Raw genomic sequence first — 26,494 nt, 5'->3', positions numbered from 1 at the left:
CCCTAACAACGCGACCTGATCACCCCGGCTGATGCGTGATCTGCCAATCGGCGGCCTCGTGTTGCTGGCGCCAGAACTCGCCGAACCTTCCGCCCGCGCCCAGCAGTTCGTCGATGCTGCCGTCCTCGACGATCCGGCCGCCGTCGAGGAACAAAACCCGGTCGGCGTGGCGGATGCTCGCGAGCCGGTGCGCGACGATCACGCGGGTGCGTGGCTGCAGGTCGGCGGTCAACGCGTCGACGACCGCGGCCTCGTTCTCGGTGTCGAGCGCACTGGTGGCCTCGTCGACCAGCAGCACGGGTGCCGGTTTCACCAGGGCCCGCGCGATGCTCACGCGCTGCCGTTCGCCACCGGACAGCGCCGTGCCTGCCTCGCCGACCTTCGATGCGTCGCCGTCGGGCAACCGGTTCGTCAATTCGTCGACCCTGGCCAGCCGCACCGCACCGGCGAGGCGCTCTTCGTCCGCACCGGGATCGCCGACCAGGATGTTGTCCCGGATCGACCCGTCGAACAGATAGGGCTGCTGGAACACCACACTCGTTGCCGCACGGCGGCTTTCGGCGTCCAGCGTGGCCGCGTCCACACCGTTGATCAGCACGCGCCCGGCCGTCGGGTGGTACAGGCCCGCGATGAGGGCCAGGATCGTGCTCTTGCCCGAGCCGGACGGTCCGACGACGGCGGTGGTGCCGCCGGGCTCCAGTACGAAGTTGACGTCGTCGAGCACCGGGGTGTCGCCGTAACGGAAACTCACGCCGTCGAATTCGATGCGCGGCGCAGTGTGCGGATCCGCCAACGTCTCGGTTCCCGAATCCAGCACGGGGGCGTCGAGCACGCCGCCGATGCGGTCAAGCGTTGCGCGGGTCGACTCGATCGCGGGTGCCAGCTCGCTCAGCGCGGTGAACGGCTCCAGGTAGCGGGCGATGACGACGATCAGCGCGATCGCCTCGGGCACTCCAAGCTCGCCGCGCACCGTGAGCACAGTTGCGATGCCCGCCAACAGGATCAGCGCAAGTTGGCTGGCGAGGCTGAACAGCAGCTGCCCCGGGATCTGCATACCGAGCAGTCGCACGCTCGCGCCGTGCTGCGCTGCCAGGGCACCGCCGACCAGGCTGCGGGCCGGTTCGACGCGGCGCGCGGCCCGCAATGCCTGTTGCGTGCGGGCGAATTCGATGAGGCGTTCGGTGAAAGCGCTGTTGGTTTGGTCTGCGACGGCGTCGGCCTTGCGGGTGAGCCGGCCCGACGCCCACATAGCACCCAACAGCACCACGACGCCCGCCAGCGCCGCGAGCCCGAGCGGCACCGACACCGCAAGCAGCGCAACGGCGATGGCGGCCGGCAGCAGGATCGCGCCGATGAGCGGAGTCAGCAGGTTGACCACGAGGCCCACCAGTTCCGGGCCGGTCGCGGCGATCGCCTGTCGCGCGTTGGCGGTGTTCGCACCGTCCGCACCGGTCAGCCAGTCGAGCCGGACGTTGGGCAGGCGGTCGGCGACGTCGTGCTGCGTGTTGTCCAACAGCGCGAAACCCAGGTCGAAACCGAGCCGTGAGGTTGCGGTGTCGACGATCCAGCCCGCGACGGTCGCGGCCGTGAGCCATCCCAGCCACGGCAGCGCCTGCTGTGGGGCGTCGCTGAACAGCGCGGCCACCAGCGGCACGAGCAACACCGTGCCGGCCGCACGGACCACCACCGACAGCAGCGTGAGCACCGCGTACAGGCCGACCTTGCCGCGGCGGTCGGCGGGGATCAGAGCGAACATCGTACGGATCATCGTGCGGCCTCTCCGGCGCTGACGGTGTGGCGTTGTCCGGTCTCCCAGAGTTGGCGATAGCGCCCGCCTGCCGCGAGAAGCTCGTCGTGGGTTCCGGTTTCGGCGATGCGGCCGTGGTCGAGCACCACGATCTGATCGGCGTGCGTGATGGTGTGCAGGCGGTGCGCGATCACCAGCACCGTGCGGTCCTCGGTCAGCCGGTTGATGGCCTGCTGCACGAGGTATTCCGATTCGGGATCGGCGAATGCCGTGGCCTCGTCGAGGATCAGCACAGGAGTGTCGGCGAGGATCGCCCTGGCGATCGTGAGCCGTTGCCGCTCGCCGCCGGACAGGTTGGCCGCGGCGCCCAGCATGGTGTCGTACCCGTCGGGCAGCCGCAGGATCCGGTCGTGGATCTGCGCGTCGCGGGCGGCCTGCTGGATGCGCTCGAGGTCGGCGTCTGGGTCGGCGAGCGCGATGTTCTCGGCCACCGTGCCGTGCACCAATTGGGTTTCCTGCAGGACGAATCCGACCTGGCGGTACAGTTCGTCGGCCGGCAGTGACCGGATGTCTTTGCCGCCCACCCGGATTGCACCCTCGCCGACATCGTGGAACCGGGCCAGCAGCGCGGCCAGCGTGGACTTGCCCGAGCCGGACGGCCCGACCAGCGCCGTGACCGTGCCCGGCCTGAGGGTCAGCGACACGCCCTCGATGACCGGGACACCTGGGCGGTACGCAAAGGTCACGTCGTCGAACACCACGGCTCCGGCCGAATCGACGGCGTCCGCCGGCGTGACCGCCAGCTCGGCCTCGTCGAGTGCGGTCTGGATTCGGCGTGCCGCCAGCATGCCACCGCGGATCCCGCCCAGCCCGTAGCCCACGCCCAGCAGGCGCACCCCGAATGTGGTGCCCAGCAACAGGAACGGCAGCAGGTCGACAGGGTTCATCGCGTCGCTGATGATCAGCGGCGTCCCGACGACGGCGATCAGCCACAGGAACGTGCCCGGCCGGGTGACGAGATCCATGAGCGACTTCTTGCCGGTGAACGGCCGCTGCCAGGCCACCAGGAAGCCGATGTATTCGTCGAGGCGGCGCCGGAAGCTCGACGACGCGGCACCGCCGAACACCCGCACGACCGGCTGGCCTTCGAGGTAGGCCCCGGCTTCACCGCTCATCCGTTCGGCCCAGCGCTGCGCCTGCGCGATACGCGGCCCGGACTGGATCATCATGACCGACATCAGCACGACGTAGGTGAGCACCGGCACGAACATCACCAGGGCCAGCCGCCAGTCCACGACGAACAGGTAGATCAGCACCGCGACCGGCGCGACCACCGCGGCGACCGCGTCCGGGATCGCGTGCGTGACAAGGTAATGCAGCGACAGCGTGTCGTCCTGCACGAGTTGTTTGATCGATCCCGAGCCGCGTGCGATGAACCAGCCCAGCGGCAGTCGCGACATCTTGGTCAGCAGCCGGGTCCGCAGCTCGCGGGCGAACCGCGCGTCGACCCAGTGCAGCCACAGCGTCAGGGCCGCGGCCAGGAACGTCCCGGTACCCAGCAAGCCGACGGCCGTGAGGCCCAGTGTCCACAGCCGGTCGGCGCCTGCGTCCGACAGCAACAGCCGGGCCAGCTCGACCAGCAGTACGAACGGCGCGAGCTGCACCAAGGTGATCAACGCCTGCAAGACCCCGGAGACGATCAGCTGATTGCGCAGCGGCGCGAGCAGCCGCCCTGCGGCCTGAGCCCGCCAGTTGCCGCGCGTGGCGACCGGCTTCGTGTCGGGGTGCTCCGCCACAACGGGTTTGGGCGCCGTGCTCTGCGCGGCGGTTTCGTCGTCGCGCTTGGTGCCCATGGCGCGGCCCTCGGTCCAGTACGCCTGGGCGTGCAGTTCGGTCTTGGGGAAACCGAACTCGTCGCGCAGCCGGGTGCGCAGGTGTTTGAGCGATCCAGCTTCCGGGGTGACCCAGCAGTACCAGTCCGACCAGTCCCTCGCCTCGATCGCGTGCGCCAGCGACGTGGCGTCGGCACGGGGCACCCAGTGCAGGTTCAGCCGCGGGTGTTCGGCGATCGGGATGAGCAGGTCGCTCTCGTCGTGCTGCTCGAGATAGACCTCGATCGGAATGTCGTGCGGGACAGCGCCGATGATGCCGTTGATGGCCGGCGTCGCGGCGGCGTCGCCGATCAGCAGGTAACCGGCCGGCGGATCTTCGGGCACGCTGAAGCCCGGTGACCCGAGCGTCATCACCGGCACGGTGGCGCCGGGTTCGGCGGTCCTGGCCCATTTCGACGCCGGACCGGACGGTTCGTGCAGCACCACGTCGATCGTGAAATGGCCGGTGTCCACGTCGGGTTCGGTCATCGTGTACGCACGCTGATACTCGGTCTTGGATCCTTCGGGGTCCGGCACCCAGAACCGCAGGTAGGACGTCGGTGCCGCCACGTGGTCCTCGAACAGGGTGGGCGAAACCATCCGGATACGAAGCAGATTCGGCGTCACCTGCTCGGTACTGACCACAGTGGCCTGGTGATCGCGGGCGCCGAACCCGCGCATCATCACTCCCTGGAATCCGCGTGCCATCAGCGGTCCTCTCCCGCGGCGGTCAGGTCCGCCACGATCTCGTCTACAGGTCGGCCGGGCGTCACTGCCGTGAGCAGTCCCCGGATCAGGGCGTTGAGAAGAAACTTCAGATACTGCGTGGGTGCCAGCTGCCGGCCCGCGGTGTGGACCGGACCGAGCGCGGAGTCCGCGGCCAGCCGCTGCGCGGCGGCATCGCGTTCGCGGGTGAACCCGTCGCCGGCCTCCGCCTTGATCTCGTGCTGGGCTGCCAGACCGATGGCCAGCACGGCGACCGAGCTGCTGAGCAGCGCGGCGGATTCGGCGGGGTAACCCCGCCCGGCGAGGATCGCGACCTCTTCGGCGAGCAGCCGCGCACCGGCCTCGCCACGCGGGAACAGCAGCTGCAGATAGGCGGCCAACCCCGGATGGTCGAGTGCGTACCGGTGCAGCTGCACCCCGAAGGCCAGCAGATGTTCTTCGACGCTTTGGCTGGGATCGTCGATGAGTTCGAGGTCGGCCAGCAGGCTTTCGCCGACGAGCCGTTCCAGTTCCCACCGGCCGTCGATGTGGCGGTACAGCGCCGTGGCGGATACCCCGAGCCGGGCCGCGACGGCGTTCACACTGAGGCCGTGCATACCCAGTTCGCGGCCGGCCCGCACGATGTCGGGCACCGCAATGAGCGGCGGCCGGCCGCCGACCCGCGTTGCGACATCGTGGATTGCCACGTCACCCTCCCGGAAAGTTATACCCACAAACTAAGGGTTGCCTTACCGAACGTCAACCGCTCCCAGCGGATAAAAGAGCAATTGCTCTGTTACGGTGAGCCCATGCCCCGGCCGCGCGTCTACGATCCCGACGCCGTGCTCGACGCCGTCGAGACGCTCGTCGTGACGTCGGGTCCGGCCGCGGCGACCATCCGGGCGATCAGTGAGGCGGTCGGACTGTCCAACGGCGCGCTGTACCACTCGTTCGGCTCCCGCGCCGCGCTGCTTGGGCAGACCTGGGTGCGCGCCGGGCGCCGGTTCCTGGCGCTGCAGCGCGAGATGGTCGACGCAGCAGGATCCGGCGCCGACGGCATCGTGGCCGCGGCGCGAGCGCCTGCCGTCTTCGCCGAACGGCACCCGGCGTCGGCCCGGTTGGTGCTGCAGATCCGGCGGGAGGACACTCTGTCCGACGATCTGCCCGCACCGCTGGCCGCCGAGCTTGTCGACCTGGAGAAGCAATTGGTGGACTTGATGATTCAGCTGTCCATCACCGCATGGGATCGCCGCGACCGCGCCGCCGTCGACACCGTCACGACGTGCATCGTGGATCTTCCCACCGCAATCCTGCTGCAGCGCAACAGGATTGCCAGCACAACCGCGCAAGACCACCTGAACGCCGCGGTACGCGCCGTGCTCGCCGTCGGCCCACCACCGAAAGGAAGCTCATGACCGCCACCACCTCACTGGATTACGACGGCGACATCGCCATCCTCGATCTCGGCGACGACGAGAACCGCTTCTCCCCCGAGTTCCTCGACGAGGTCGACGCGCAACTGGACGCCGTCCTCGAGCGCGGCGCACACGGATTGGTCACTACGGCCGACAGCAAGTTCTATTCCAACGGCCTCGATCTGGATTGGCTTGGCGCGCACAGTGATCAGGGCCCGTGGTATGTCGGCCGGGTGCAGGGCCTGCTGGCCCGCTTCCTGACGCTGCCCATCCCGACCGCGGCCGCGGTCGTCGGACACGCGTTCGGCGCCGGGGCGATGCTGGCGATCGCGCACGACTTCCGGGTGATGCGGGCCGACCGTGGCTACTTCTGCTTTCCCGAGGTCGACATCCGGATCCCGTTCACACCCGGCATGGCGGCGCTCATCCAGGCCAAGCTCACGCCGCAGGCCGCGGTGGCTTCGATGACGACGGGCCGGCGATTCGGCGGGCCCGACGCCGCGGCTCACGGGATCGTCGATCAGACCGCGGCCGAAGGCGGGGTCACGGCCGCGGCCACCGATCTGCTGCGCCCGTTGGGCGGCAAGGATTCCGGCACGCTCGGCGCCATCAAGCAGGTCATGTTCGGCCCTGCGGTGCAGGCACTGCAGAACCCGTAGATCACTCTGCAGTGAGGGCGGCGGTTACTCGCAAATTTCCGCCCTCAACGCAGAATCAACACTGAAAGGTCAGTTACCCCATCCGCGCTGGCCGTCCCAGCCACCGCAGATACCGTTCCAGCAGCCGTGTCCCCAGCCACCCTGGACCGGGTTCCAGCCACCACAGCCGTTCCAGCCGGGACCGCTGTCGCAGCCACCGCCGCCACCGGCGTCGCCGCCGCCGACGGGATCGGCCAGGACCACCTGGCTGGTTCCGGACATGTCAGTGATCGATGAAGGTGCGTCAGCGAGCAGCATGGCTGTCGGTGCGGCTGCAATGGCCGCTGCGGCTCCCGCTACGAATACTGACCCCGCTAGTTTTCGTATGGTTAGCATGACTCCATAATCCTCCGCTGTGAGTCTGCTGCCAAGTAATTTGTGAGCGCTGACACCACTTTTCGATGAATGCGGTGGTCAGGAGGTTACCGACCGCATGTCGATTACACCCGGTTCAGGCCGGCGGCACCGCTCCAGGTGCACGCACCACCATCGGGACCGCCGGGAAGTAGGACGCCATCTCCGAGCGGCACTTGCGCAGCGCCGCGGTGCCGTACCCGCGCTTGCGAAAATCGGGGTGAATCCAGATCCGGACGTTCACCTCGCCGCCTGCGAGTTCACCGAACACCATGCCGACCTTCTGGTCGCCTTCGAGGGCCACGAACCACGCGGCCTCGTCGGCGTCCACGCGGTTCAGCGCGGCGCGGATCTCGTCGTCGACCTCGGCGGCCGGGGCGCCCGAGCCGTCGCCCGATGCGCCGACATCAGCGGTGCGCGCGGCAAAGATGTCCCGGTCGGCCTCCGCGGAAAACGCCCGCAGCACCAGGGTTTCACCGGAACTTGCCGGCCGCTCCTGCACGGTGAAGCTGAGCTGACTGTTCAGATCGTCGAGTTCCGCGGCGATCTTGCGGCGAGATTCCTTGGTGATGCGGTCGAAGGACAGCCCGACGACGGCGTCCGCAGCGGCATGCGATGTGCCGAGCAGTTGCGCGACGGCGTCTACGGCGGCTTTGCGATCGTCGGCCTCCACGATCACGTCGAGCACCTCGTGGCGGCGGTTCAGCGCATTGAGCAGAGCATCGGCGATTTCGCGCCGCGCCGCGGCTTTGTCGTGATCGGTCATGCCAGTGAGCGTAGAGCAGCAACCCCCCGCTCGTAAGCTAGTTAGGGTACCCTAATTCTTTGTGACGAGGGTTGAGCCCGGACTGGGCGAAATTCAGGAAACTCTGCTGATCCCGCTCTACGGCCGGGCCCGCGATGCACGTGCTCGCCGCTCGGTGCTCAACGACCGCCGGGCCGTCGAGCTCGTCGACGGGATCGACTACGACTTCAGCGGCTTCAAGGGACCGTCGCTGTCAGGTTCGGTGCTGCGTTCGGCGATCTTCGACGGCTGGGTGCGGCAGTTCCTGCGTGAGCATCCCGCGGGGACCGTCGTCGACATCGGCACGGGCCTCAACACGCGATTCGACCGGCTGGACAACGGCAGCGTCCGCTGGTTCGACGTCGACCTGCCCGACACCATCGCGCTGCGCAGGCGCTTCTTCACCGACCGGGACCGCTGCACGATGGTGTCCGGGTCGGTCCTGGAAACCGACTGGTTCGACACCGCAGCCGAGGCACCCGAGCCATATCTGTTCGTGATCGAGGCCGTGCTGGTCTACTTCACCGAAGACCAGGCGCGAACGGTGGTAACCCAACTCGCCGAACGCTTCCCGGGTGCACTGCTCGCGTTCGACACCGGCGGCGCCGTGATGATGCGCAACCAGGAGCGCAACGGGTCCATGAAAGCCGTGACGGCCCGCATGCAGTGGGTTTGCGAAGAACCGAAGCGGCTCGAGAGCTGGGGCATGCAGCTGCTCGACAGCCGCACCTTCGCAACCCCGCAACCCGAAGTCGGTCGCGGTTGGCCGGCGCGCTACCGGTACGGCTTGCCCGCGCTGGCACGTATCGCAGGCCCGGCTGTGAACAGCTACAAGCTCAACCTGTTCCGGTTGGGCTAGCCCCTTCCAGCAGTCGCTGACCCAGGTATCCGTCGGGCGTGGTGACACCGGGCAACACGACGAACACGGCTGAACCGATCGCGGTGGTCCACTGGTTGAGCGCGTCGAATTCGGCGAGCCGCCGCTGCACCGGCAGGAATTGCGTGTCGATGTCGCGCTGGTACGTCACGAAGATCAGCCCGGTGTCGGACGTCTGGCCCGCGGCGGGTGGATCGTCGTAGTTGTACGGCCGGCGCAGGAACCGCTCCCGACTGTCCCGGTGATGGGCCAGCGCGATGTGCGAATTCTGCGGTATCACCGGAATACCGTTGCGGGTCACCGCGAAATCCGGCTCGTCCGTTTCGCGGTGCCCCGTCAGCGGGGCGCCGGTGTCCAGCGTGCGCCCGACTGTGAATTCCTTGCTCTGCCGGTCCAGTTCGTCCCAGGTGTCGAGTTGCATCGCGATGCGCCGGAGCACCATCAGCGTGCCGCCGGCCAGGCCCGCATCGGCGTCGTCCAGCCACACCAGCTCGTCCAACTCGCCGGCCGCGAGGTTCACCGTGCCGTCGACCTGCCCCATCAGGTTGCGCATCGTGGTGCCGCGCGGATCGGCGCCGCGCGCGTTGCGGAACCCCGTCTGTCGCCAGCGCTGCACCGTCATCGATCGCACGTTCTTGGTCAGCACGCGGATGGCATGCGCCACGACTACCGGATCGTCGGCGCAGATCTGCAACATGAGATCACCACCCGACCACCGGTCCTCGATCCGGTCCACCGCGAACACCGGCAGCTCTCGGGCTGATCGAGGGCGTGCCGACGCCAGTCCGATCCGGTCGAACAGACCCACGCCCAGACCGACTGTCACGGTCAATCTTGCTGGGCGCGTGGCAAGTTCGGGCTCGGTGTCGGCCAGTGCCGGCGCTCCCCGGGTCAGCCGGGACGCATCGGCGGTCCACAACCGCAGGATCGCGGCGACGGTATCGCGCTCGCTGCGCCCACCGCCGGCCTTGACGTCGAACGCGATGAACGACGCGTGGGCCTGCGGTGCGGTGGCGATCCCGCTCTGGTGCGGCCCGTGGAACGGTTCGACGTCGACGCCGAAACCCTGTTGCAGCGTTGCGGAATGAGCCGCCCCGGATTCGGCGAGGACGGCACCTGCGGCCAACGCGGCGGCACCCCCGGTGAGGAGGCGCCGCCGGTTGACCTTCAGAGACGACCGGTCAACCATGGTCGTGCGGTGCGGCGGGTTGATAGTTCTCGTTGCCACCGGCGAAGTCGCGAACCTGTGCCGTCACGGGGAGCGTCGAACCGTCCTCGAACACCACGGTAACCGTGACATCGGCACCCGGCTGCAACGGCGCCTTGAGATCCATCAACATCAGATGGTCGCCGCCGGGAACCAGTTCATGCGAGCCACCGGCCGGGATGGTGAAGCCACCGTCCTTGGGCCGCATGGTCTTTGCGCCAGTGCTGTCGGGAACCACCTCGTGCAGTTCGACCATGCCCGCGGCCTGCGACGTCGCCGACACAACGTGCGCGTCGTGGTGACCCGAGTTCTCGAACATGCCGAACACTGCCGTCATGCCCGATTCCGCGGCGCTGGCCCACTGATCCCTGACCGACACGGCCTCCGCCATCTTCTCCTCTTGATGGCTCCGCGTACATCCGGCCACCGCGAGCGCAATGAGAAGCACTGCTGCCCTACGCATCTGCGCCTCGCTTCCGAACCGCCACGATCACGTCGACCACCAGAAACGCCGCGAGGCTCAGCCCGAACAACGGCAGGCACCACCCGATGGCGATCGCGACAACGGTCAGCGCCGCGATGCCCAGCGGGGGCAGCCGGCGGATCGCGCCGCGCACCGGCGGACGGCCGACAGCCCAGTCCGACCCGCGGGTGGGGCGACGCTGCCACCACATGCGGTAGCCGCGGACGATGACGGTGATCAGCCCGATCATGGTGAGTGCCAAGACGATCTGATTGGGGATGCCGAAGAGCAGGCCCATGTGAGCCTCGATCGTCCACTCGGTGAGCTTGGCGAGCAGCGGCCACTGCGCGAAGTCCACCCGGTCGGTGACCGCGCCCGACTCCGGATTGACCGCGATGGCGTCATACCGGGTCGGCCAATCGCGCTTTCGCTCGGCAACCTGCCAGGCCTGGCCCGATTCCGTCGGCGGGTACAGCCACATGGGGCCTTGCAGCCCAGCCGACTCGGCGGTGCGCAAGACGGTGTCCACGCCGTGCAGCTTGGTCTCGCCGCCGCCGTGCCCGTGATGCGACGTGGCTGCGGCGGTACCGCCGCCCAACGCCGTGTCCACGCTGGGCGCCGTGGTGTTCAGCTGCGCCTGGATGCTGTTGACGGTCTGGCCCGCGTACCGCGACCACGTGATGCCGGACACCGAAAGGGCCAGCAGCACCACGACCGTCCACACCCCCACCGCGGCGTGCCACGACAGTGTCCGGCGACGACCGATCGCCGACCGATCCGGCACCACGACACTCTTGGCCGACGAGCGGCGCTGCATGAGCCACAGCGCGAGGCCGGCCAACGCGATCACCCACATCCAGCTGGCAGCCAGCTCGCTGTAGTTGCGCCCGACGGCGCCGAGGTGCAGGTTGCGATGCAGTTCGTCGAACCACGCGCGCAGCGGCATCCACTGCCCGTACGTGGTCAACGCTCCGCGCACCTCACCCGTGTATGGATCGACGAACACGGTGCGCGAGTAGTCGGGCGGTACATCATCGACGGTCAGGCGTACCTGCGTGGTGTCGTCGGGTTCGACCGGTGGCCGGATGCTCTCGACAGCGCCTTCGGGATGTGCTGCGCGGGCCGCGGCGAGCTGGTCGGCGAGCGGCAACCGCTGCTGCCCGACGTGGTCGACCGTCAGCTCGTGGCGGTACACCATGTTGTCGATCTGCGGGATGAGCGCATACAGCAGCCCGGTGACGGCTGCGATCAGGATGAACGGGCCCACGAACACGCCGGCGTAGAAATGCAGCCGGACCAGCAGCGGGCGGATGGTGTGAGGTTTGACGGGTGGGGATTCTGTGCGTAGTTGATCGTCAGGGGTCGTGGTCATGAGAATGCTTTCGCTTGAGGGGAGCGCGCCTTGGCGCGCAACGGGCAGCAGCCCGCCGGTGACCGACGGGCTCACATGAAGCGATTGCGGGTGCTAGTCGCCCGCAGTGGACACCACTGGCGGTGCCCGCATTCCCAGCCCGGCGCGCAGCAGAACTGGCCGCGCCACAACCACATTCGACGGCCACCACACCTCGCGGGCCGGTGGCCGGATCCGGCCTGCGCTGAAGATCCGCAGCCAGCACAGCACCGAGGCGACGACGACATAGAGGTACTCGGCGAGACCGATCAGCAGGCTCAACCCGACCGCCGCGGCGATGTGCAGGCCCAGCATGGGCGCGCTGAGCGTGGCGGCGTGGTGGTGACCGCTTGCCATCGTGAGTGCCACGTGCCCGAGGGCCTGCCCCGCGCCGAGCGCCCCGATGAGCAGCGCCGTGCGGGTGTGCCTGGCCTCAGGAGTGAAGCCGCCGACAGCTGCGCCGACGGTCGCGCACAGCATCACCAGCACCACCAGCGGGCTGCTCGACGGCGCAGCGCCGCCGGCCGCGGTGTGCGCCACCGTCGCGGTCAAGGCCGAGCACGCCCCCACCAGCGCGCCACGCAGGTGCGCGGCGTGGTCGGCAGGGGTGCTCACCTGCGGAACCTTACCGCCCGGCGAGTTCGGCGATCTTCATGAGCGCAGCGCCGACCGTTTCCAGCGGACCGGAGGTGTCCAGTTCGTGCGTCGCGGCGGCCCGCAGCAGTGGTTCGGTCTCCTCGAGGTCGCGACCGATCCTGGCCAGTTGATCAGCGGTTTTTCCGAAGTCGTTGCCGGTCCGGGTGCGCAGCCGGTGAAAGATCACGTCGCGCGGTGCGGTCAGCAGCACCACGGCATCGAACCGCGGATAGAACCGCACCTGGTTCGCAACGGTGCCCTGCACGAAAAGCGGGCCGGCACGGGGCCGGTCCAGCAGGTTGTCGATGAGCTCCTCCCGCCACAACGGTTCACCACCGACCACATGGATCCAGTCGCCGTAGTCGGTGTCGACCGTTTCATGGCCACGTCTGGCGAGCTCGGTCAGGACGGTGGACTTGCCCACGCCCGACATGCCGGTGATCAGGATTGCGGTCATGTGTGCAGTCTCCCTGGCTACTGTGGCTCACCGTGTACGACCAGTACGAGCTGATCGCCACCGAGTACGCCGAGATGTTCCCCGACGACTTCGAGGCCAGGCCTTTCGACCAGCATTTCGTGGCATCGTTCGCCGAACTCGTGTTGCGGTCGGGCGGCGACCGCGCGCTCGATGCCGGGTGCGGGCCCGGGCAGGCCGCCGCGGCGCTCGCGCGCTGCGGGCTTTCGGCCGAGGGCGTCGACGGCTCTCCTGCCATGGTCGCGATCGCCCGGGACCGGTACCCGCACCTGTCCTTCCGCGTCGCCGACATGCGGGAATTGCCGCACCCCGCCGCGTCCTTCGCCGCCGTCAGTGCCTGGTATTCGATCATCCACACCCCCGTCGACGTGTTGCCCGCGCTGTTCGAGGAGTTTTCCCGCGTGCTCGCCGATCCCGGCTGGCTGCTCTTGGGCTTTCAGACCGGCGCTCCCACACTGACTTTCGACGAAGCCTTCGGCCGCAAGGTGTCGATGGAATTCCTGCGGCACGATGTCGCCGATGTGCACGACGCACTGCGCGCGGCCGGCTTCACGGTGTACACGACGGCCACCCGCAGCCGCCTGCCCGGCCTCGCCGAGACTGCCGACCAGGCCTTTGTGATCGCGCGGCGATCACCCGTTCAGGCTGGGTGACATCGCCTCGGCCCACGCGATATGCCCCTCGAACCCAAGCGATCTCGCCAAGGCGCCGTAGCGATTCACCAAGTCCAGGTAGGTGACCTCGTCGCCATGAGCCCGCGCGAGTAATGCCCTCATCCGCAGCAGCCAGACATCACGCAGCACCAAGCCCTGATCTGCCGGCGTGGCACTCAGGCGGTCGATCGCAGCCTCGGCTTCGAGCATGTCACTCTCGGTTCCGCGGTCCAGCAGTGTCTCGACCAGAACACCCGTTGCAGAAACGCCCCACGCCAGCAGCTGCCCCTCGCGCACCAGTTGGTCGACCGCGGCGCGCATAAGTGGAACCGCCTCGTCGGCGTCTCCACGCCGAGCCCTTTCCCGCGCTTCGTACACGTCGACGAGCGGTCGATCTCCGAGGTTATGTGCATCACGCGCGAACACGTCGCTGACCTCGGCCAGCAGCGTCCGGCCGCTGTCATGCTCCACAGCCGTTCGACGGTGCACCAGCGCGACGCCCAACGACATCCGGGCGAAGCCCAGCGCATAGTCGTTTCCGGATCGTTCGGCAATCCGCAGGGCATCCTCGATCTCATGCACCGCGCGATCGTCGGCAGCCAACACGCCATTGGAGATTCCTGAGCAGTAACTCAAGACGCCGACCGCGGCGAACGTCACGGGGTCGGCGCTGCGGGCCACGGCCAGGCCGTGGCGCAGATCCTCGCGCCATCCGGGTAGTCCCAGGTAATAGCGGGCCATCGCTCGCGACGTCAAGGCCAGCGCCAGCGGGGATCCGAAGATGAAGTTGCCCTTGAACGGATCACCCTCGGCCAGCTCGATTACCCGTTGTGACCACCGCAGCACATCAGGCCAGTGCCCACACTCGAACTTGGCGTAGATCGCCGGGTAGGACAACCCCACCGTCAAGGTCGGATCGCCGAGCGACTCGATGAGGACCATGGTTTCCGATGCCAGGCCCGACGCCTCACGGACCCGGCCCTGATACGCGTGGTCGATCACCAGGCCTGCCATGGCGATGGCCAGCGACGCCTTGTCGCCGGCGGCGGTGCACAACTGCCGCAATTCGTCGAAGTGGGCGTCGCCGACGTTGACGCGGACCCGATAGGCGGTCCCGCACAACATCGTGCGAGGGGCGATGCGCATGGCTGCCCGGTTCGGATCATCGGTGGGCAATGAGTCCGCGATCGTTCTGGCCCACTCCCAACTGCGCCGCGCCGCGACGATGTCGCGGCTGGTCGCCCACGCTGCCGCGCGCATGTGCCAGCCATAGGCTGCGCGGAGATCGCCTGCGGCCTCGAGATGTTGGGCGATCAGCGCGGCATTCTCCTCGGCCGCCGATGGGTCGCCCGATTCGATCGCAGCGGCGACGCGCATGTGCAACTCGGCACGATCCGATTTGAGCTGTGACTCATAGGCCACCGATCGAATCAGCGGGTGGAGGAACACATACTCGGCTTGCACGGAAGGACTGACCTGGTCGATGAGCTGGGCCGCCACCAAGTCACCGACGACAGGTTCCACTCCGACTGCGGTGAGCAACTGCAGGCCAAACTGAGAGCCGACGATTGCCGCCGCGTTCAGCGTGCGCTTGGCTAACGGGTCAAGGCGGTCAATGCGCGCGGCGATGGTCGCCTGCAGCGTGGCCGGCACAGTCACATCACCAACATCTGCCGTCGACAGATAGGCGCCGCGGTTGCCGTGCAGCACCCCGCGCTCGGCCAGGTCGCGCACCATCTCCTCAGCGAAGAACGGGTTACCGGCGGCCCTTGCGGTGACCATGGCGGCCAACTCGCCGACCGATGGGTCCGCGCCGAGCAGCTGCGCGATCAGTGCGGTGGTCTCCGGACCAGTCAGCGGCGCAAGGGCGATGGTCTGAGCATTGGCGACTCGGCTCAGCGCTCCCCGGTACTCGGGGCGGTAGGTGATCAGCACCAGCGAGGGCGTCTGCGGGATCACCGTGAGGAACTCGGCCAGCATCGACTCGCTGGCCTCGTCAATCCAGTGCGCATCCTCGATGATGTAGACAGCCGGGGCCCCGCGGGCCAGCGACGCGGCATTGACCAGTGCGGTCAATCTCCGACGTCGCGCATCCGGATCGATCTTCGCCGGCACCACGTCGGGATCGGCGATACCCAACAGGTCGTCGAACAGCAACATGTCCTCGGGGTCGGCGCCGGGGATTTGAGCTCGCACCTGCGCGCGAGCAGCCGGCCTCTCCAACTCGCCCACCCCTGTGGTCGCCCGCAACAGCCGCGCCACCACACGGAACGGAACATCGGCGGCATGCGACTCACAGAACGCGGAAAACACGTCGACATCGCGGACGGCTGCCATCGTCGAGACCTCGCGCACCAGTCGGCTCTTGCCTATCCCAGCTGTCCCCACCACGGCGACGACCGCGCCATGCCCGTCGACGGCACGCTCCAGCAGGCCCTCGACCGCGGCCATCTCCCGGCGCCGACCGACAAGCTGCGACTCAGTGCGCGCCCCACCGCGAGGTCGTTCCAACACGCCCAACAACCGGCGGGTGCAGACGGGTTGATCGGAGCCCTTGATGTGCACCATTACCGGTTCGGCAAGCACCGCGGCGCCCTCAACGAGCCGGCCGGTGGACTCATTGAGTATCACCCCGCCGGGCGGGGCAACCGACTCCATCCGCTGCGCCAGCCCGACCTGTTGACCAATAGTGGTGTATCTCCAAGCGCCCGAACCGATCTCACCAGCTACCACCTGTCCGGAGTTGAGGCCGATGCGCAGTCGAAGGTCCACACCGTCGTGACGTTGAATGTCGACCGCCAGTCTTGCCACTTCGTCCTGGATGCCCAGTGCGGTCAAACAGGCGCGAAGTGCGTGGTCTTCCAACGCTATTGGCGCTCCGAAGACCGCCATGATCCCGTCGCCGGTGAAGCTTCCGACTGTTCCGCCGTAGCGCCGCACCACCGCCGAGGACCGGGTGACGAGTTCGGACATGATCTCGCGCAACCGCTCCGCGCCCACTGCCGCCGCGATATCCATCGAACGCACGACATCGGCGAACAGCACCGTCACCTGCTTGTACTCGGCCGGCGTAACAGCTCGCATCGCGATAGGCGCACCGCACTCATCACAGAATTTCGCGCCCGACCGCAATTCAGCGCCGCACGTCGTGCACGCCAGAGCGGGCGCCATGGCACGCCACCCTCCTCGGGGCAGGACTGCCCCGACCGCCCAACAATAGAGCTCTCACCAGCACGAAACGCCGCTATTGACGCGAACTCGAATTACTCGCCGCCAGCCCTCAGCGCCTCCCGGCAGGCTCACAGTCACGCACGACGGGCAAGTAACAGCCTTGACTTATATAAGTCATTCCTTTTAGTATCATCCGGTGCACGCGTTCGACATCCTCGGCGATCCGGTGCGCAGGCGGATCCTGGAGCTCCTGCAGTCGGGCGAGAAGTCGTCCGGCGCCATCACCGAGGTGATCCGAGCGGAGTTCGCGATCAGCCAGCCGGCGGTTTCGCAGCACCTCAAGGTTTTGCGGGACAACGGCTTTGCGAGCGTTCGAGCAGAAGGCACCCGTCGCCTGTACAGCGTCGACACCACACCCATGCGTGAGGTCGACGAATGGCTGGAGCGGTTCAGGCGCACCTGGACGCCCCGCCTGGATGCCCTGGCGACCGAGATCGCGCGCGGCAAACGAGAACGCCGAAAAAACACGAACAAGGAGGCCTCCCCGTGATCGACATCCAACGCCAGCTCAACGACGTACGCCGCAGCGTGGGCCGCAAGACGTTCGAGGCCCGCGAGGCGCGCGTCGTGACGGTCAGCCAGACCTACGACACCGATGCCGTCGATCTGTGGGACGCATGCACCAACGTCGAGCGGATCCCGCGCTGGTTCCTGCCCATCACGGGCGACCTGCGGGTGGGCGGCCGGTTCCAGCTGGAGGGAAACGCCTCGGGCGAGGTGCTGAGCTGCGACCCACCCCGCACGTTCACCACGACCTGGGAAGCCATGGGTGCCACCAGCTGGGTCGAGGTCAGCATCACGCCGGAATCCGACGACCGTGCCACGTTCACGCTCGACCACATCATGCACGCCGACGACCATGACGAGTTCTGGCTGCAGTTCGGCCCCGGGGCGGTCGGAGTCGGTTGGGACTCCGCACTTCTCGGCCTCGCCGGCTATCTCGGCGGCGGCGCCCGCATCACGCCCGAAGAGGGCGCGGCGTGGGCCGCCAGTGCAGAGGGCCGCACGTTCATGTCGACTGCCGGCGAACGCTGGTATGAGGCCGCACTGGCCGCAGGTGAGGATCCCGCGCAGGCCCGCGCCGCGGCAGACCGCACCCGGGCGGCCTACACCGCGGGCTGACCCGACCGATCACCCGGCAAGTACCCTGGCCATGTGATCGACAGCCCCGATCTGCATCCCGGCATCGCCGTGCTCGCTCCCCTGCTGGGCACGTGGGCAGGTCCGGGCGACGGTGAATACCCGACGATCGAAGGCTTCGGCTACGCCGAGGAGATCACGTTCGGCCACGTCGGCAAGCTGTTCCTGGCGTACAGCCAGCGGACCAGGGCGCGCGATGACGGACGGCCGCTGCACGCGGAAACCGGCTACCTCAGGGCACCGTCACCGGGCCGGGTGGAATGGGTGCTGGCCCACCCCACGGGCATCACCGAGGTCCAGGAGGGCACCCTCGTCGTCGACGGCGGCACCATCGAGATGGAACTGACCGCGACGGCGATCGGGCTCACGGCATCCGCAAAAAGCGTTACGGCGCTGAGCCGTTCGGTCCGCGTCGCCGGTGACGAACTGACCTATACGCTGCGCATGGGGGCCGTCGGGCAACCGCTGCAACACCACCTGGCCGCAACGCTACGCAGGAAGCAGGCATGACGACAGACGGCAGGATCGCAGTACCCGCTGACCTCGACGCGGTCACCGACATCGGCGACGAGGACCACTCCGACATCGACCCGGCGGCCATCGACCGCATCTGGGAGTCGGTGCGGTACTGGTACCGGGCGGGCATGCATCCCGCGATCCAGGTGTGCCTGCGGCGCAACGGCAAAGTCGTGCTGAACCGCGCGATCGGGCATGGCTGGGGCAACGGCCCCGACGACGCACCCGACGCCGAAAAGATAAACGTCACAACGCAAACGCCGTTCTGCGTCTATTCGGCCGCCAAGGCCGTCAGCACGACCGTCGTGCACATGCTCGTCGAACGCGGGCACTTCTCACTCGACGACCGGGTGTGCGACTACCTGCCGGGCTACACGAGCCACGGCAAGGACCGCACCACCATCCGGCACGTCGTCACGCACAGCGCGGGCGTGCCCATCCATACCGGTCCCCGCCCGGACGTCACACGCGTCAACGACAGCGAGTACACGCGCGAACAGCTGGGCGCCCTCAAGCCCGTCTACCGTCCCGGGCTGGTGCACATCTACCACGGCCTGACGTGGGGCCCACTGATCCGCGAGATCGTCTCGGCGGCCACCGGCCGCAACATCCGCGACATCCTGGCCGAGGAGATCCTCGACCCGCTCGGGTTCCGGTGGACGAACTACGGCGTCACCCCCGACGAGGTTCCGCTGGTCGCCCCGAGCCATCCCACCGGGAAGCCGCTGCCGCCACCGATCGCCGCGGCGTTCCGCGCCGCGGTCGGCGGAACGCTCGACCGGATCATCCCGCTGAGCAACACGCCGCTGTTCCTCACCAGCGTCGTGCCGTCGTCCAGCACGGTGTCCAACGCCGACGAGCTCTCGCGGTTCGCCGAGATCCTGCGCCGCGGAGGCGAACTCGACGGCATCCGCATCATGAAGCCCGAAACCCTTTACGCCGCAATCCAACCGGCCCGCCGGATGCGCCCAGACGTCGCCACCGGCCTCAAGCCTATGCGCTGGGGCACGGGCTACATGCTGGGCGGCAAGCGGTGGGGTCCATTCGGCCGCAACACCGCATCGGCGTTCGGCCACACCGGCCTGGTCGACATCGCGGTGTGGGCCGACCCGGCCCGCGCCTTGTCCGCGGCGATCGTCAGCAGTGGCAAGCCGGGTGCACACCGCGAGGCCAACCGCTACCCCGCGGTGCTGGACCGCATCGCGGCCGAGATTCCGCAGCGCTGACTCAGCGCAGCTGCTGGCCGTACACCTTCTCCACCGTCAGCACCATCAACACACGCTGATCCGAGACCATGGCCGCCCGGTACTCGTCCCAGTCGGGGTGTTCACCGGCGGCGGCGCGGTAGTAGTCGACCAGCGCCTCGACCTCGGGGCCGTGTGGATCCGAGCCTGGGCCGATCAGGGTCACCGAGCCTTCCGCGGTCGCCCAGGCCCACCGGTCGTCGCGGGTCACCTCGACGGCGGCCCGCGGATCACGGCGCAGGTTGGCGGTCTTGGCCAGCCCCGCCCTGATCGACACGTAGACCACGTCCGCGTCACGGTCGTAATACGGGGTGACCGGCGACAGCTGCGGCATTCCGTTGGCTTTAATGGTGGCGAGCACGCCCAACCGGGCCTCGGCGAGCAGAACACGTGGATCGAACGTGGTGGCGGTCACATGGATGGGCAACTCACGGCCGCACGCCCCTATTCCACTGCGCGACGACCGCGCCGAACTGCTGCGCAGGCGCGCGCTGACGCAGGACGCCGCCCGGCCCGACGGCGTCGACACCTGATGAACCGTTGACTACACGCTGTAGTAGACGTAGCGTCCGAAACATGCGGCGATGGAGTTTCGCCCAGTGGGGGCTTTTGATCATCTCGGTGGTTCACGTGGTCCAGGCGATCGTCGGGTTCATCCTCGAACCGAGCTTCGCGACCGGCCCCGACGCTCCGACCGTCCAGCTTCTCGGCATGGACTACAACGGCTGGCACGCCGTCGCGGGCCTCGCCCTGTTCGGCCCGGGCCTGGTGCTGTGCCGGCGAAAATCCTGGGCGGTGCTGTACCTGCTGCTGGCCGCGACCGCAGGCGCGCTACCGGGAATCTGGGCGTTCTTCTCCAACCAGGTCGCCTACATCTTTGCCTTCCCCAACAACACGACCGACGCGATCGTGCACCTGGTTACCGCCGCGGTGATGTACGCGGTGGCCGCGGTGCAGATCCGCCGGGACGGCGGGCTGCGCAACTCGTTGGCCGAGCTAAGTGCCAAACGGTGATGGCGCGCGATTAGCTGGCACCTCCGACCGATAACAATTCGGTCACCGTGCAGATCACGATCAATTAAGGGCGCCTCGGCAACTCTGAGAATCTTCAAGATCTCGAGTCGAAAGAGCTTGCGATTGAGGCCTAATTCACTTCCGCACGCTGTAACGCTTCTCCGCTGGTAGCAGGTCCGCGGGGCACGCCGCGTTTGCTCGCGCGAGAGACGGTTACGTTCGATTCGGGCGGGGAATTCAGCGACTCAAATCGCGACCCAAAAGGAAATGATCATGAAATCCACTGGTATCACCGCGCGTCGGGGAATCGCCGGAATCTGCGCGTCCGGCCTGCTCGGCGGCGTGGCCGCAGCAATGATCGGGGCGCCTACCGCAAGCGCGGCACCCGACTGCAGCGCCAGCGGCCTGGCCAACACCGTCAGCTCGGCCACGGGTGCGGCGCGTTCGTACCTCGACACCCACCCGGGCGCCAACCAGGCGGTCAGCACCGCGATGACGCAGCCGCGCGACCAGGCTTCGGCCACCCTGCGCGGCTACTTCACGGCAAATCCGCAGGAGTACTACGACCTGCGCGGCATCCTCGCGCCGATCGGCGAAGCGCAGCGCACCTGCAACGTGACCGCGCTGTCGCCGGAGCTGGCATCGGCCTATGAGGAGTTCATGGCCGGATAGCAGTTGGCAGCCACCCTCAATGCCCGTGCGGATCAGCGGCATTGAGGGTGGCGACCACCTGGTCGTAATCGCCGCGGGCCTCGCCGTAGCGCAGGAACTTGACCCGCTCGACCTGAATCTCCTTGGCATCGGGCCGGCTCTCCAGCAGTTCGACGACCTCGCTCACGAACTCGTCGAGCGGCATCGCGAAACTGCTCTCCCGCTGTCCCGGAATGAGATCCGTTGCCACCGACGGCGGGATCAGCTCGACGAACTTGACGCTGGTATCCGCCAGTTGCAACCGCACGGACTCGGTGAGCATGTGAACGGCTGCCTTCGACGCGTTGTAGCTCGGGGTGGCTTTGAGCGGCGCGAATCCCAGTCCGGAGGACACGGTGACGAACGTCGCGTCTTCCTGTGCTTGCAGGTGCTCGATGAACTCGGCGATAAGCCGAATGGGCCCGAGCACATTGGTGATCACCACCGATTCCGCGGAATGGAGGAACGACTCGGGCGAGTGCCAGTTCTCGACGGCCATGATGCCCGCCATCGCGATGACGACGTTGAGATCGGGATGCCGGTCGAGCACCTGAGCTGCCGCGGCACGGATGCTGCCTGCGTCGGCGATGTCGACGTGAACGGTGTCGAGCCCCGGATGCGCCGCCGAGATTTCGTCGAGCAACTCAGTGCGCCTGCCACCGATGATCACGGTGTTGCCCTTGTCCTGCAACGCAAGCGCGAGCTCGAGGCCGATGCCGCTCGTGGAGCCCGGGATGAAGATGGTGTTGCCGGAGATCTTCATGCTGATGCCTTTCTCTCTGTCGAGAAGAATTTTTGCCGTCTCAGGCCCGCGGCGTCGCTGCCGCTGGCGGTAAATGCGACTACCTGCTGGCGGTAGTGGGGCTCAACAGGTCGGCCAGGCCGACCCTGTGCAACATCTCGGCACGCAACCGGTCGAGAACCGCGAACCCGACGTCGGCGCCGTCACCAGACGGGTCGATATGGACGCGAAACGGCCGCCGGCCGAACGGGGTGTCGACCACCCGGACGATGGCGCGCGCGACGTCCGAGACGTCGGCGTCGGCCGGCACGATCGCGTTGAAGGCGGTCTGCACTTCAGCACCGAAATCGCGGTACGGCCCGCTCTGGTACTCGGCGGCCACCGCTTGGTCGGCAGGTGCGCCGGCGTGTGCGAAGTGGTTGGTGCCCGCGGTGAATGCGCCGGGAACGATGATCGAGGTTTCGATGCCCCACCGGCTCAGTTCACGCGCGTAGGACACCGCCAGCGAGTCCATCGCCGCCTTCACCGCGAAGTACGGCGCGAGATACGGCGGTGTGCCCCCGGCCGAACTGCTGCTGGACACCCACACCAGCAGCCCTCGTCCCTGGTGCCGCAGGTGCGGCAGGGCTGCGCGGTTGACCCGTTGTGTGCCAATGACATTGACGTCGAACAGGCTTGCGTACTGTTCTGGCGTGAACGCCTCGGCCGGGCCGAACACCATGTGTCCGGCGTTGTGAACCACCACGTCGAGGCGTCCGTTGTCCGCGACCACGCGTGCCACCGCGTCGCTCACCGACTGTTCGGACTGCACGTCGAGATCAAGCGCCCGCAGCTCGATGTTCTCGCGCTGTGACAGCTCCGCAAAACCCGCCGCGGTGGCTGCGTTGCGGCCTCCGGCGTCTCGCATCGACGCGTACACGACGTGGCCTGCCCTCGCCAAGGCTTCGGCGGTCAAGCGGCCGAAACCGCTGGAGGCACCGGTGATCAGGACAACCTCTGCGCTCATGACGACCAGCGTGGCACCGCTCCATGCATAAGTCACATGCATGGTTATGATCATGGCTATGCGTACCACGCATATCGGGCGGGTCGATCTCAACTTGGTCCCGCCGCTCGTGGCGCTCCTGGAGGAGCAGCACGTGTCGCGCGCAGCCGAGCGCGTCGGGCTGAGCCAGCCGGCCATGAGCCGCGCGCTGCAGCGGCTACGGCGGCTGCTCGACGATCCGCTGCTGATCCGCGATTCGACGGGGTACCGGCTGACCGCACGCGCCGAAACCCTCAGGGCACAGCTGAGCTCGCTCCTCCCACAGCTCGAAACCGTCTTTGCCCCTGGCCGTTTCGACCCACACACAACCGCTCAGCCCGTCCATGTGGCAGCCACCGACTACGGCGTGCAGACGTTCGGGCCTGCGATCTGTCGTGAGCTGGTCCGCCAGTCGGCAGCTGCCCCGGTCCGCTTCCACAGCTGGCGTCACGACGGCGTCGCCGAACAGATCCGGGCCTCCCGCATCGATCTGGGCCTGTACGGCGGCTACAGCACTTCGGACCTTCACTCCGAGGAACTCCTGGTCGAACGGTTCGTCTGCGTGGTCGCGGCCGACCATCCGCTGGCCGGGCAGGGCGCCATCACCCTGGCCGATTACGAGCGCTCGCGCCACGTGGTCGTCGATGTTCACGACGGTATCCAGCCGGACATCGATCTCCCGCTGGCCGAACTCGGCAGCGCCCGACAGGCTGCCGTGACCGTGCCGTACCACGCCGTGGCGGCCGAACTGCTACCCGGCACCGAGCTCGTCGCGACCCTTCCGAGCAAGAGTGTCAACGCATTCTCGGCGCCCGACACGCTGTGCGTGGTCCGCGCGCCTACCGAGATCGCCACCATGCCCTACCGGATGGTCTGGCATCCCGCCTTTGACGACGATGCGCGCCACCAATGGCTTCGCGACGTGGTCCGGGCGGCGGTGCGTGCGGTCGAGACCGGCCTTCCGCCAGGTCACGAGGCCCTGCGGAAACCCGGCCCGGCACGTCCTACCGTTGAGCGTGTCGGCACGACGTCAAGGGAGACGAATGGCGAACAGGTTGCAGGCGATCCGCGAGAGGGCCATCGCCGGGTGGGCCGCGGCACGCACTCGTAAGACCAGTCCCTCACCGCTGGAACCGGAGTGGACGCCACCACCGGCCCGGTACGGCGTGGGCGTGCACCACAACATCGCGGTGCCCATGTCCGATGGCACGGTTCTCCGTGCCGACGTGCATTACCCGACCGACCCCGAGACCGGCCGGCCCGCCGACGGGCCGTTTCCGGTATTGCTGTCCATCACTCCGTACGGCAAGAAGGCTCCGCCGCCTGCAGCCCAGATCGGCGGGGGCGCCACGCGGTACCTGATCCGGCGCGGCTACATCGAGGTGATGGCCGACGTCCGCGGCACCGGGGTGTCCGGCGGGTCGTTCGAGATGTTGGGCACCGAACAGGTCACCGACGGCGTGGATCTGGTCAACTGGGCCGCGAAGCTACCGAACTCCAATGGCCGCGTCGGCATGTTCGGCATCTCGTACCTGGCGATCAATCAGCTGCTGACCGCGGCCGCGGTCGGCCCCGATTCGCCGCTCAAGGCGATCTTCCCGGTCATGGCGGCCAACGACTTCTATCGCGATGTGGTCACGATGGGCGGCGTGCCGCACATGCGTACCGTGCGGGCGTACGGCGCCGTCTACTCGCTGCTCAACGTCGTCAACCCGGCGCTGGAATTCGCCAAGCGCGGCGCCCACGACCGCCCTCGCGCGGGCGGCCTCGCCACCGTGCGCCAACGCGGACGCGACCAACGGCAGTACTTCAAGTCGATGACGGCCGACGCCGCCAAGGGCGGGGACACCGCGTTCGACGGGCCGTTCTGGGACACCATGCGGGCCAGTGACGTCCTGCCCAAGATCATCGAGAACGGGGTCGCGGTCTTCCTGATCGGCGGCTGGCACGACGCGTTCCAGCGCGGCGCGCCGCTCAACTACGCGACCCTGCAGAACGCGTTCGCGCACCGTCCACCGCATGCACCCATGGAGCCGGGCCAGCCGGTGTCGGACCGGATCCAGCTGATGATGGGTCCGTGGTACCACGTGTCGGACCTGGACGGGCTGCACCTCAACGCAATCCAGTTGCGCTGGTTCGACAGGTGGCTCAAGGACACCGACGATGCCGCGGTGACCGGGCCGCCGCTGCGGTTCCAGCCCATCGGCAGCACACAGTGGTTCCACACCAGCGAGTACCCGTTCCCCCAGGCCACGCCGCGACGGCTGTACCTCGCCGACGGGGGACGGCTGGAGGACGAACCCGCGGACGCACACACCGAGGCAACGCTGCGTTATGCCGTCCGCGGCCCCATCTCGGGACGCAGCCTAGAGCAGTGGAGTCTGGGCATGGGCAGTTTCGTGGTGTCGCAGACGGGTCGCCGCATCCGCTACGACCTCGACAACAGCCGGCTGCAGCGCGAAGCCCTGACGTACACGACGCCGTCGTACGAGACCACCCAATTGGTGGCCGGCCCGGTCACCTTGACGGTGTACGCAACGGCCGACACCACCGACACGCTGTGGGTCGCGCATCTGGACGACGTTTCGCCGGACGGGGTCAGCCGACCGCTGACGCAGGGCGCGTTGCTGGGCTCGCACCGGGCACTGGATCCCGAGTCGACGTGGTACCTGCCCGACGGCACCGTGCTGCGTCCCCAGCACATCAGCACGCGGGCCGCGGTCGAGCCCGTGACACCGGGCGAGTTGACGCGCTACGACATCGAGATCTTTCCCACCGCAGCGCTCATCGAGCCGGGGCATCGCCTGCGGCTCACCCTGACCACGTACGACTTCCCTCACCTGGTGCCCACCAAGCCCGCGCGGGAGGCCTTGGCCGGCGGGGTCTATCAGGTGCGCCAGGGCGGCACGACGGCGTCGAGCCTGCTGATCCCGATGACCGACCCCACAGCGTTCACCGCGGCCGCGTCGCGCGATAGTAGGTGAGCCGGCCGATCATCCGGTGCGGTTCGGATCTGACCACCGCACAATCGAATCCGGCGGATGTCAGCAGGCGTGGGATCGCGTCGCCCAGGTTCCCTGCGGCGTGGTGGTTGCGCTTCATCAGCCGCGACATCACGTCGTGGTCACCGGTCATGTCGCCGCCGATGTCGACGATGTGGAGCTCTCCGCCGGGTTTGAGGACACGGAACAGTTCGCCGACGGCAGCGGCCTTGGTGGCGTCGTCAAGATGGTGCAGCATCATCGACGACAGTGCGCGGTCGAAGGCCTGGTCGGCGAACGGCAGCTCCTGCGCATAGGCCCGCTCGAACCGGATGCCGCCCATTCGCTTGGCTTTCCGCTGTGCCCGCGCCAACGCGCGTGGGTCCGGGTCGGTCGCGGTCACGTCGCCCTCGGGGTTCGCGCGTTTCACCCGTGTCGTCAGGTTCCCGGTGCCGCAGCCGATTTCGAGTATTCGCTGACCTGCCGCCAAACCAGCCTGCCTGACCAGGGTGTCGTACACCCGGCGCATACCGAGCACTCGGGTCAGCAGGTCGTAGCCGGGAAGCAGCGCGTCGTGTCCGGCGGCAGGCAGATAGTCGTGTTTGTTGGCCAATAGATGTGGACGATGTTCGGTCAT

27 protein-coding genes are annotated in these 26,494 nt (G+C 67.8%); 12 read left to right on the top strand and 15 right to left on the bottom strand.

The window, feature by feature from the left end; genetic code table 11:
* Positions 1–19: 19 nt before the first annotated feature.
* Genes G6N67_RS13355 through G6N67_RS13345 form a run of 3 tightly spaced genes read right to left on the bottom strand, consistent with a single transcriptional unit; the run spans position 20 to position 5,030 of the window.
* Positions 20–1,768 carry an ABC transporter ATP-binding protein gene (locus tag G6N67_RS13355; protein WP_036430896.1) on the bottom strand — a complete coding sequence of 583 codons (1,749 nt, stop codon included), beginning with the start codon at positions 1,766–1,768 and terminating at the stop codon, positions 20–22.
* On the bottom strand, positions 1,765–4,326 hold the full coding sequence (locus G6N67_RS13350) for an ABC transporter ATP-binding protein/permease (RefSeq protein ID WP_036430893.1): 2,562 nt from the start codon (positions 4,324–4,326) through the stop codon (positions 1,765–1,767). Before G6N67_RS13350 ends, G6N67_RS13355 begins: the two co-directional genes overlap by 4 nt.
* On the bottom strand, positions 4,326–5,030 hold the full coding sequence (locus G6N67_RS13345; RefSeq protein ID WP_036430889.1) for a TetR/AcrR family transcriptional regulator: 705 nt from the start codon (positions 5,028–5,030) through the stop codon (positions 4,326–4,328). The genes G6N67_RS13350 and G6N67_RS13345 overlap by 1 nt, the downstream gene beginning before the upstream one ends.
* A gap of 102 nt (positions 5,031–5,132) precedes the next feature.
* Here G6N67_RS13345 and G6N67_RS13340 point away from each other — a divergent pair, with 102 nt between their 5' ends.
* Complete coding sequence (locus tag G6N67_RS13340; RefSeq protein ID WP_036430887.1) at positions 5,133–5,738, top strand: TetR/AcrR family transcriptional regulator; 606 nt, start codon at positions 5,133–5,135, stop codon at positions 5,736–5,738.
* Complete coding sequence (locus tag G6N67_RS13335; protein ID WP_036430884.1) at positions 5,735–6,397, top strand: enoyl-CoA hydratase-related protein; 663 nt, start codon at positions 5,735–5,737, stop codon at positions 6,395–6,397. Before G6N67_RS13340 ends, G6N67_RS13335 begins: the two co-directional genes overlap by 4 nt.
* 69 nt (positions 6,398–6,466) lie before the next feature.
* Here the strand turns inward: G6N67_RS13335 and G6N67_RS13330 are convergent, their stop codons facing one another.
* Positions 6,467–6,772: a hypothetical protein gene (locus tag G6N67_RS13330; protein WP_036430881.1), complete on the bottom strand. Its 306-nt coding sequence runs from the start codon at positions 6,770–6,772 to the stop codon at positions 6,467–6,469.
* Positions 6,773–6,887: 115 nt separating this feature from the next.
* Positions 6,888–7,556 (bottom strand): GNAT family N-acetyltransferase, encoded by a 669-nt coding sequence (locus tag G6N67_RS13325; RefSeq protein WP_036430878.1) that lies wholly within the window; start codon positions 7,554–7,556, stop codon positions 6,888–6,890.
* A 61-nt stretch (positions 7,557–7,617) separates the two neighbouring features.
* On the opposite strand from G6N67_RS13325, the gene G6N67_RS13320 reads away from it, so the two are divergent.
* Positions 7,618–8,433, top strand: a complete 816-nt coding sequence (locus G6N67_RS13320; protein ID WP_036430876.1) for a class I SAM-dependent methyltransferase — start codon at positions 7,618–7,620, stop codon at positions 8,431–8,433.
* Here the strand turns inward: G6N67_RS13320 and G6N67_RS13315 are convergent.
* The 5 genes from G6N67_RS13315 to G6N67_RS13295 form a co-directional block, all read right to left on the bottom strand.
* Complete coding sequence (locus G6N67_RS13315; RefSeq protein ID WP_036430874.1) at positions 8,411–9,640, bottom strand: Dyp-type peroxidase; 1,230 nt, start codon at positions 9,638–9,640, stop codon at positions 8,411–8,413. The two genes, G6N67_RS13320 and G6N67_RS13315, sit on opposite strands and share 23 nt — an antisense overlap.
* Positions 9,633–10,121, bottom strand: a complete 489-nt coding sequence (locus G6N67_RS13310) for a copper chaperone PCu(A)C (RefSeq protein ID WP_036430871.1) — start codon at positions 10,119–10,121, stop codon at positions 9,633–9,635. Before G6N67_RS13310 ends, G6N67_RS13315 begins: the two co-directional genes overlap by 8 nt.
* Positions 10,114–11,493, bottom strand: coding sequence for a PepSY-associated TM helix domain-containing protein (locus G6N67_RS13305; RefSeq protein ID WP_036430869.1), 1,380 nt, complete (start codon positions 11,491–11,493; stop codon positions 10,114–10,116). Before G6N67_RS13305 ends, G6N67_RS13310 begins: the two co-directional genes overlap by 8 nt.
* 93 nt (positions 11,494–11,586) lie before the next feature.
* Positions 11,587–12,126: a hypothetical protein gene (locus G6N67_RS13300; protein WP_036430866.1), complete on the bottom strand. Its 540-nt coding sequence runs from the start codon at positions 12,124–12,126 to the stop codon at positions 11,587–11,589.
* 10 nt (positions 12,127–12,136) lie between these two features.
* Positions 12,137–12,604 carry an ATP-binding protein gene (locus G6N67_RS13295; RefSeq protein WP_036430863.1) on the bottom strand — a complete coding sequence of 156 codons (468 nt, stop codon included), beginning with the start codon at positions 12,602–12,604 and terminating at the stop codon, positions 12,137–12,139.
* Positions 12,605–12,606: 2 nt separating this feature from the next.
* On the opposite strand from G6N67_RS13295, the gene G6N67_RS13290 reads away from it, so the two are divergent.
* Positions 12,607–13,275 carry a class I SAM-dependent DNA methyltransferase gene (locus G6N67_RS13290; RefSeq protein ID WP_036430860.1) on the top strand — a complete coding sequence of 223 codons (669 nt, stop codon included), beginning with the start codon at positions 12,607–12,609 and terminating at the stop codon, positions 13,273–13,275.
* Here G6N67_RS13290 and G6N67_RS13285 read toward each other — a convergent pair.
* Positions 13,255–16,446 (bottom strand): ATP-binding protein, encoded by a 3,192-nt coding sequence (locus G6N67_RS13285; RefSeq protein WP_036430858.1) that lies wholly within the window; start codon positions 16,444–16,446, stop codon positions 13,255–13,257. The two genes, G6N67_RS13290 and G6N67_RS13285, sit on opposite strands and share 21 nt — an antisense overlap.
* Positions 16,447–16,642: 196 nt before the next feature.
* On the opposite strand from G6N67_RS13285, the gene G6N67_RS13280 reads away from it, so the two are divergent.
* From G6N67_RS13280 to lipE, 4 genes are read left to right on the top strand one after another with little or no spacing between them, the layout of a single operon-like run.
* A complete protein-coding gene (locus G6N67_RS13280) occupies positions 16,643–16,996 on the top strand; it encodes an ArsR/SmtB family transcription factor (protein WP_036430856.1) in 354 nt (117 codons plus the stop codon).
* Positions 16,993–17,628, top strand: a complete 636-nt coding sequence (locus G6N67_RS13275) for an SRPBCC domain-containing protein (RefSeq protein WP_036430854.1) — start codon at positions 16,993–16,995, stop codon at positions 17,626–17,628. Before G6N67_RS13280 ends, G6N67_RS13275 begins: the two co-directional genes overlap by 4 nt.
* Positions 17,629–17,661: 33 nt before the next feature.
* Positions 17,662–18,156: a peroxynitrite isomerase gene (locus tag G6N67_RS13270; protein ID WP_036430852.1), complete on the top strand. Its 495-nt coding sequence runs from the start codon at positions 17,662–17,664 to the stop codon at positions 18,154–18,156.
* Positions 18,153–19,388, top strand: coding sequence for a lipase LipE (gene lipE, locus G6N67_RS13265; protein WP_036430850.1), 1,236 nt, complete (start codon positions 18,153–18,155; stop codon positions 19,386–19,388). Before G6N67_RS13270 ends, lipE begins: the two co-directional genes overlap by 4 nt.
* A 1-nt stretch (position 19,389) precedes the next feature.
* On the opposite strand, the gene G6N67_RS13260 is transcribed toward lipE, so the two are convergent.
* Entirely contained in the window at positions 19,390–19,821 is a 432-nt protein-coding gene (locus G6N67_RS13260; RefSeq protein ID WP_036430848.1) for a PPOX class F420-dependent oxidoreductase, read from the bottom strand.
* Between the two features lie 161 nt (positions 19,822–19,982).
* Between G6N67_RS13260 and G6N67_RS13255 the strand changes: the two genes are divergently transcribed.
* Both G6N67_RS13255 and G6N67_RS13250 read left to right on the top strand, forming a co-directional pair.
* A complete protein-coding gene (locus G6N67_RS13255; protein ID WP_036430846.1) occupies positions 19,983–20,420 on the top strand; it encodes a DUF4383 domain-containing protein in 438 nt (145 codons plus the stop codon).
* A gap of 273 nt (positions 20,421–20,693) precedes the next feature.
* Positions 20,694–21,092, top strand: a complete 399-nt coding sequence (locus tag G6N67_RS13250; RefSeq protein ID WP_036435083.1) for a heme-binding protein — start codon at positions 20,694–20,696, stop codon at positions 21,090–21,092.
* 16 nt (positions 21,093–21,108) lie between these two features.
* Here G6N67_RS13250 and G6N67_RS13245 read toward each other — a convergent pair whose 3' ends face one another.
* Both G6N67_RS13245 and G6N67_RS13240 read right to left on the bottom strand, forming a co-directional pair.
* Positions 21,109–21,873: an SDR family oxidoreductase gene (locus G6N67_RS13245; RefSeq protein ID WP_036430843.1), complete on the bottom strand. Its 765-nt coding sequence runs from the start codon at positions 21,871–21,873 to the stop codon at positions 21,109–21,111.
* A 79-nt stretch (positions 21,874–21,952) separates the two neighbouring features.
* Complete coding sequence (locus G6N67_RS13240; protein WP_036435080.1) at positions 21,953–22,858, bottom strand: SDR family oxidoreductase; 906 nt, start codon at positions 22,856–22,858, stop codon at positions 21,953–21,955.
* A 58-nt stretch (positions 22,859–22,916) separates the two neighbouring features.
* Between G6N67_RS13240 and G6N67_RS13235 the strand changes: the two genes are divergently transcribed.
* Both G6N67_RS13235 and G6N67_RS13230 read left to right on the top strand, forming a co-directional pair.
* Complete coding sequence (locus G6N67_RS13235; RefSeq protein WP_051578613.1) at positions 22,917–23,987, top strand: LysR substrate-binding domain-containing protein; 1,071 nt, start codon at positions 22,917–22,919, stop codon at positions 23,985–23,987.
* A gap of 55 nt (positions 23,988–24,042) precedes the next feature.
* Positions 24,043–25,860 carry a CocE/NonD family hydrolase gene (locus tag G6N67_RS13230; RefSeq protein ID WP_036435076.1) on the top strand — a complete coding sequence of 606 codons (1,818 nt, stop codon included), beginning with the start codon at positions 24,043–24,045 and terminating at the stop codon, positions 25,858–25,860.
* Here G6N67_RS13230 and G6N67_RS13225 read toward each other — a convergent pair.
* The gene (locus G6N67_RS13225) at positions 25,829–26,494 is read right to left on the bottom strand and encodes a class I SAM-dependent methyltransferase (RefSeq protein WP_036435074.1); all 666 of its coding nucleotides are present in this window, start codon (positions 26,492–26,494) and stop codon (positions 25,829–25,831) included. The two genes, G6N67_RS13230 and G6N67_RS13225, sit on opposite strands and share 32 nt — an antisense overlap.

This window comes from Mycolicibacterium mageritense, from assembly GCF_010727475.1.
Lineage (GTDB): Bacteria > Actinomycetota > Actinomycetes > Mycobacteriales > Mycobacteriaceae > Mycobacterium > Mycobacterium mageritense.
The sequence above is the reverse complement of the archived record's forward strand: the minus strand, read 5'-3'. Positions and strand labels throughout refer to the sequence as shown.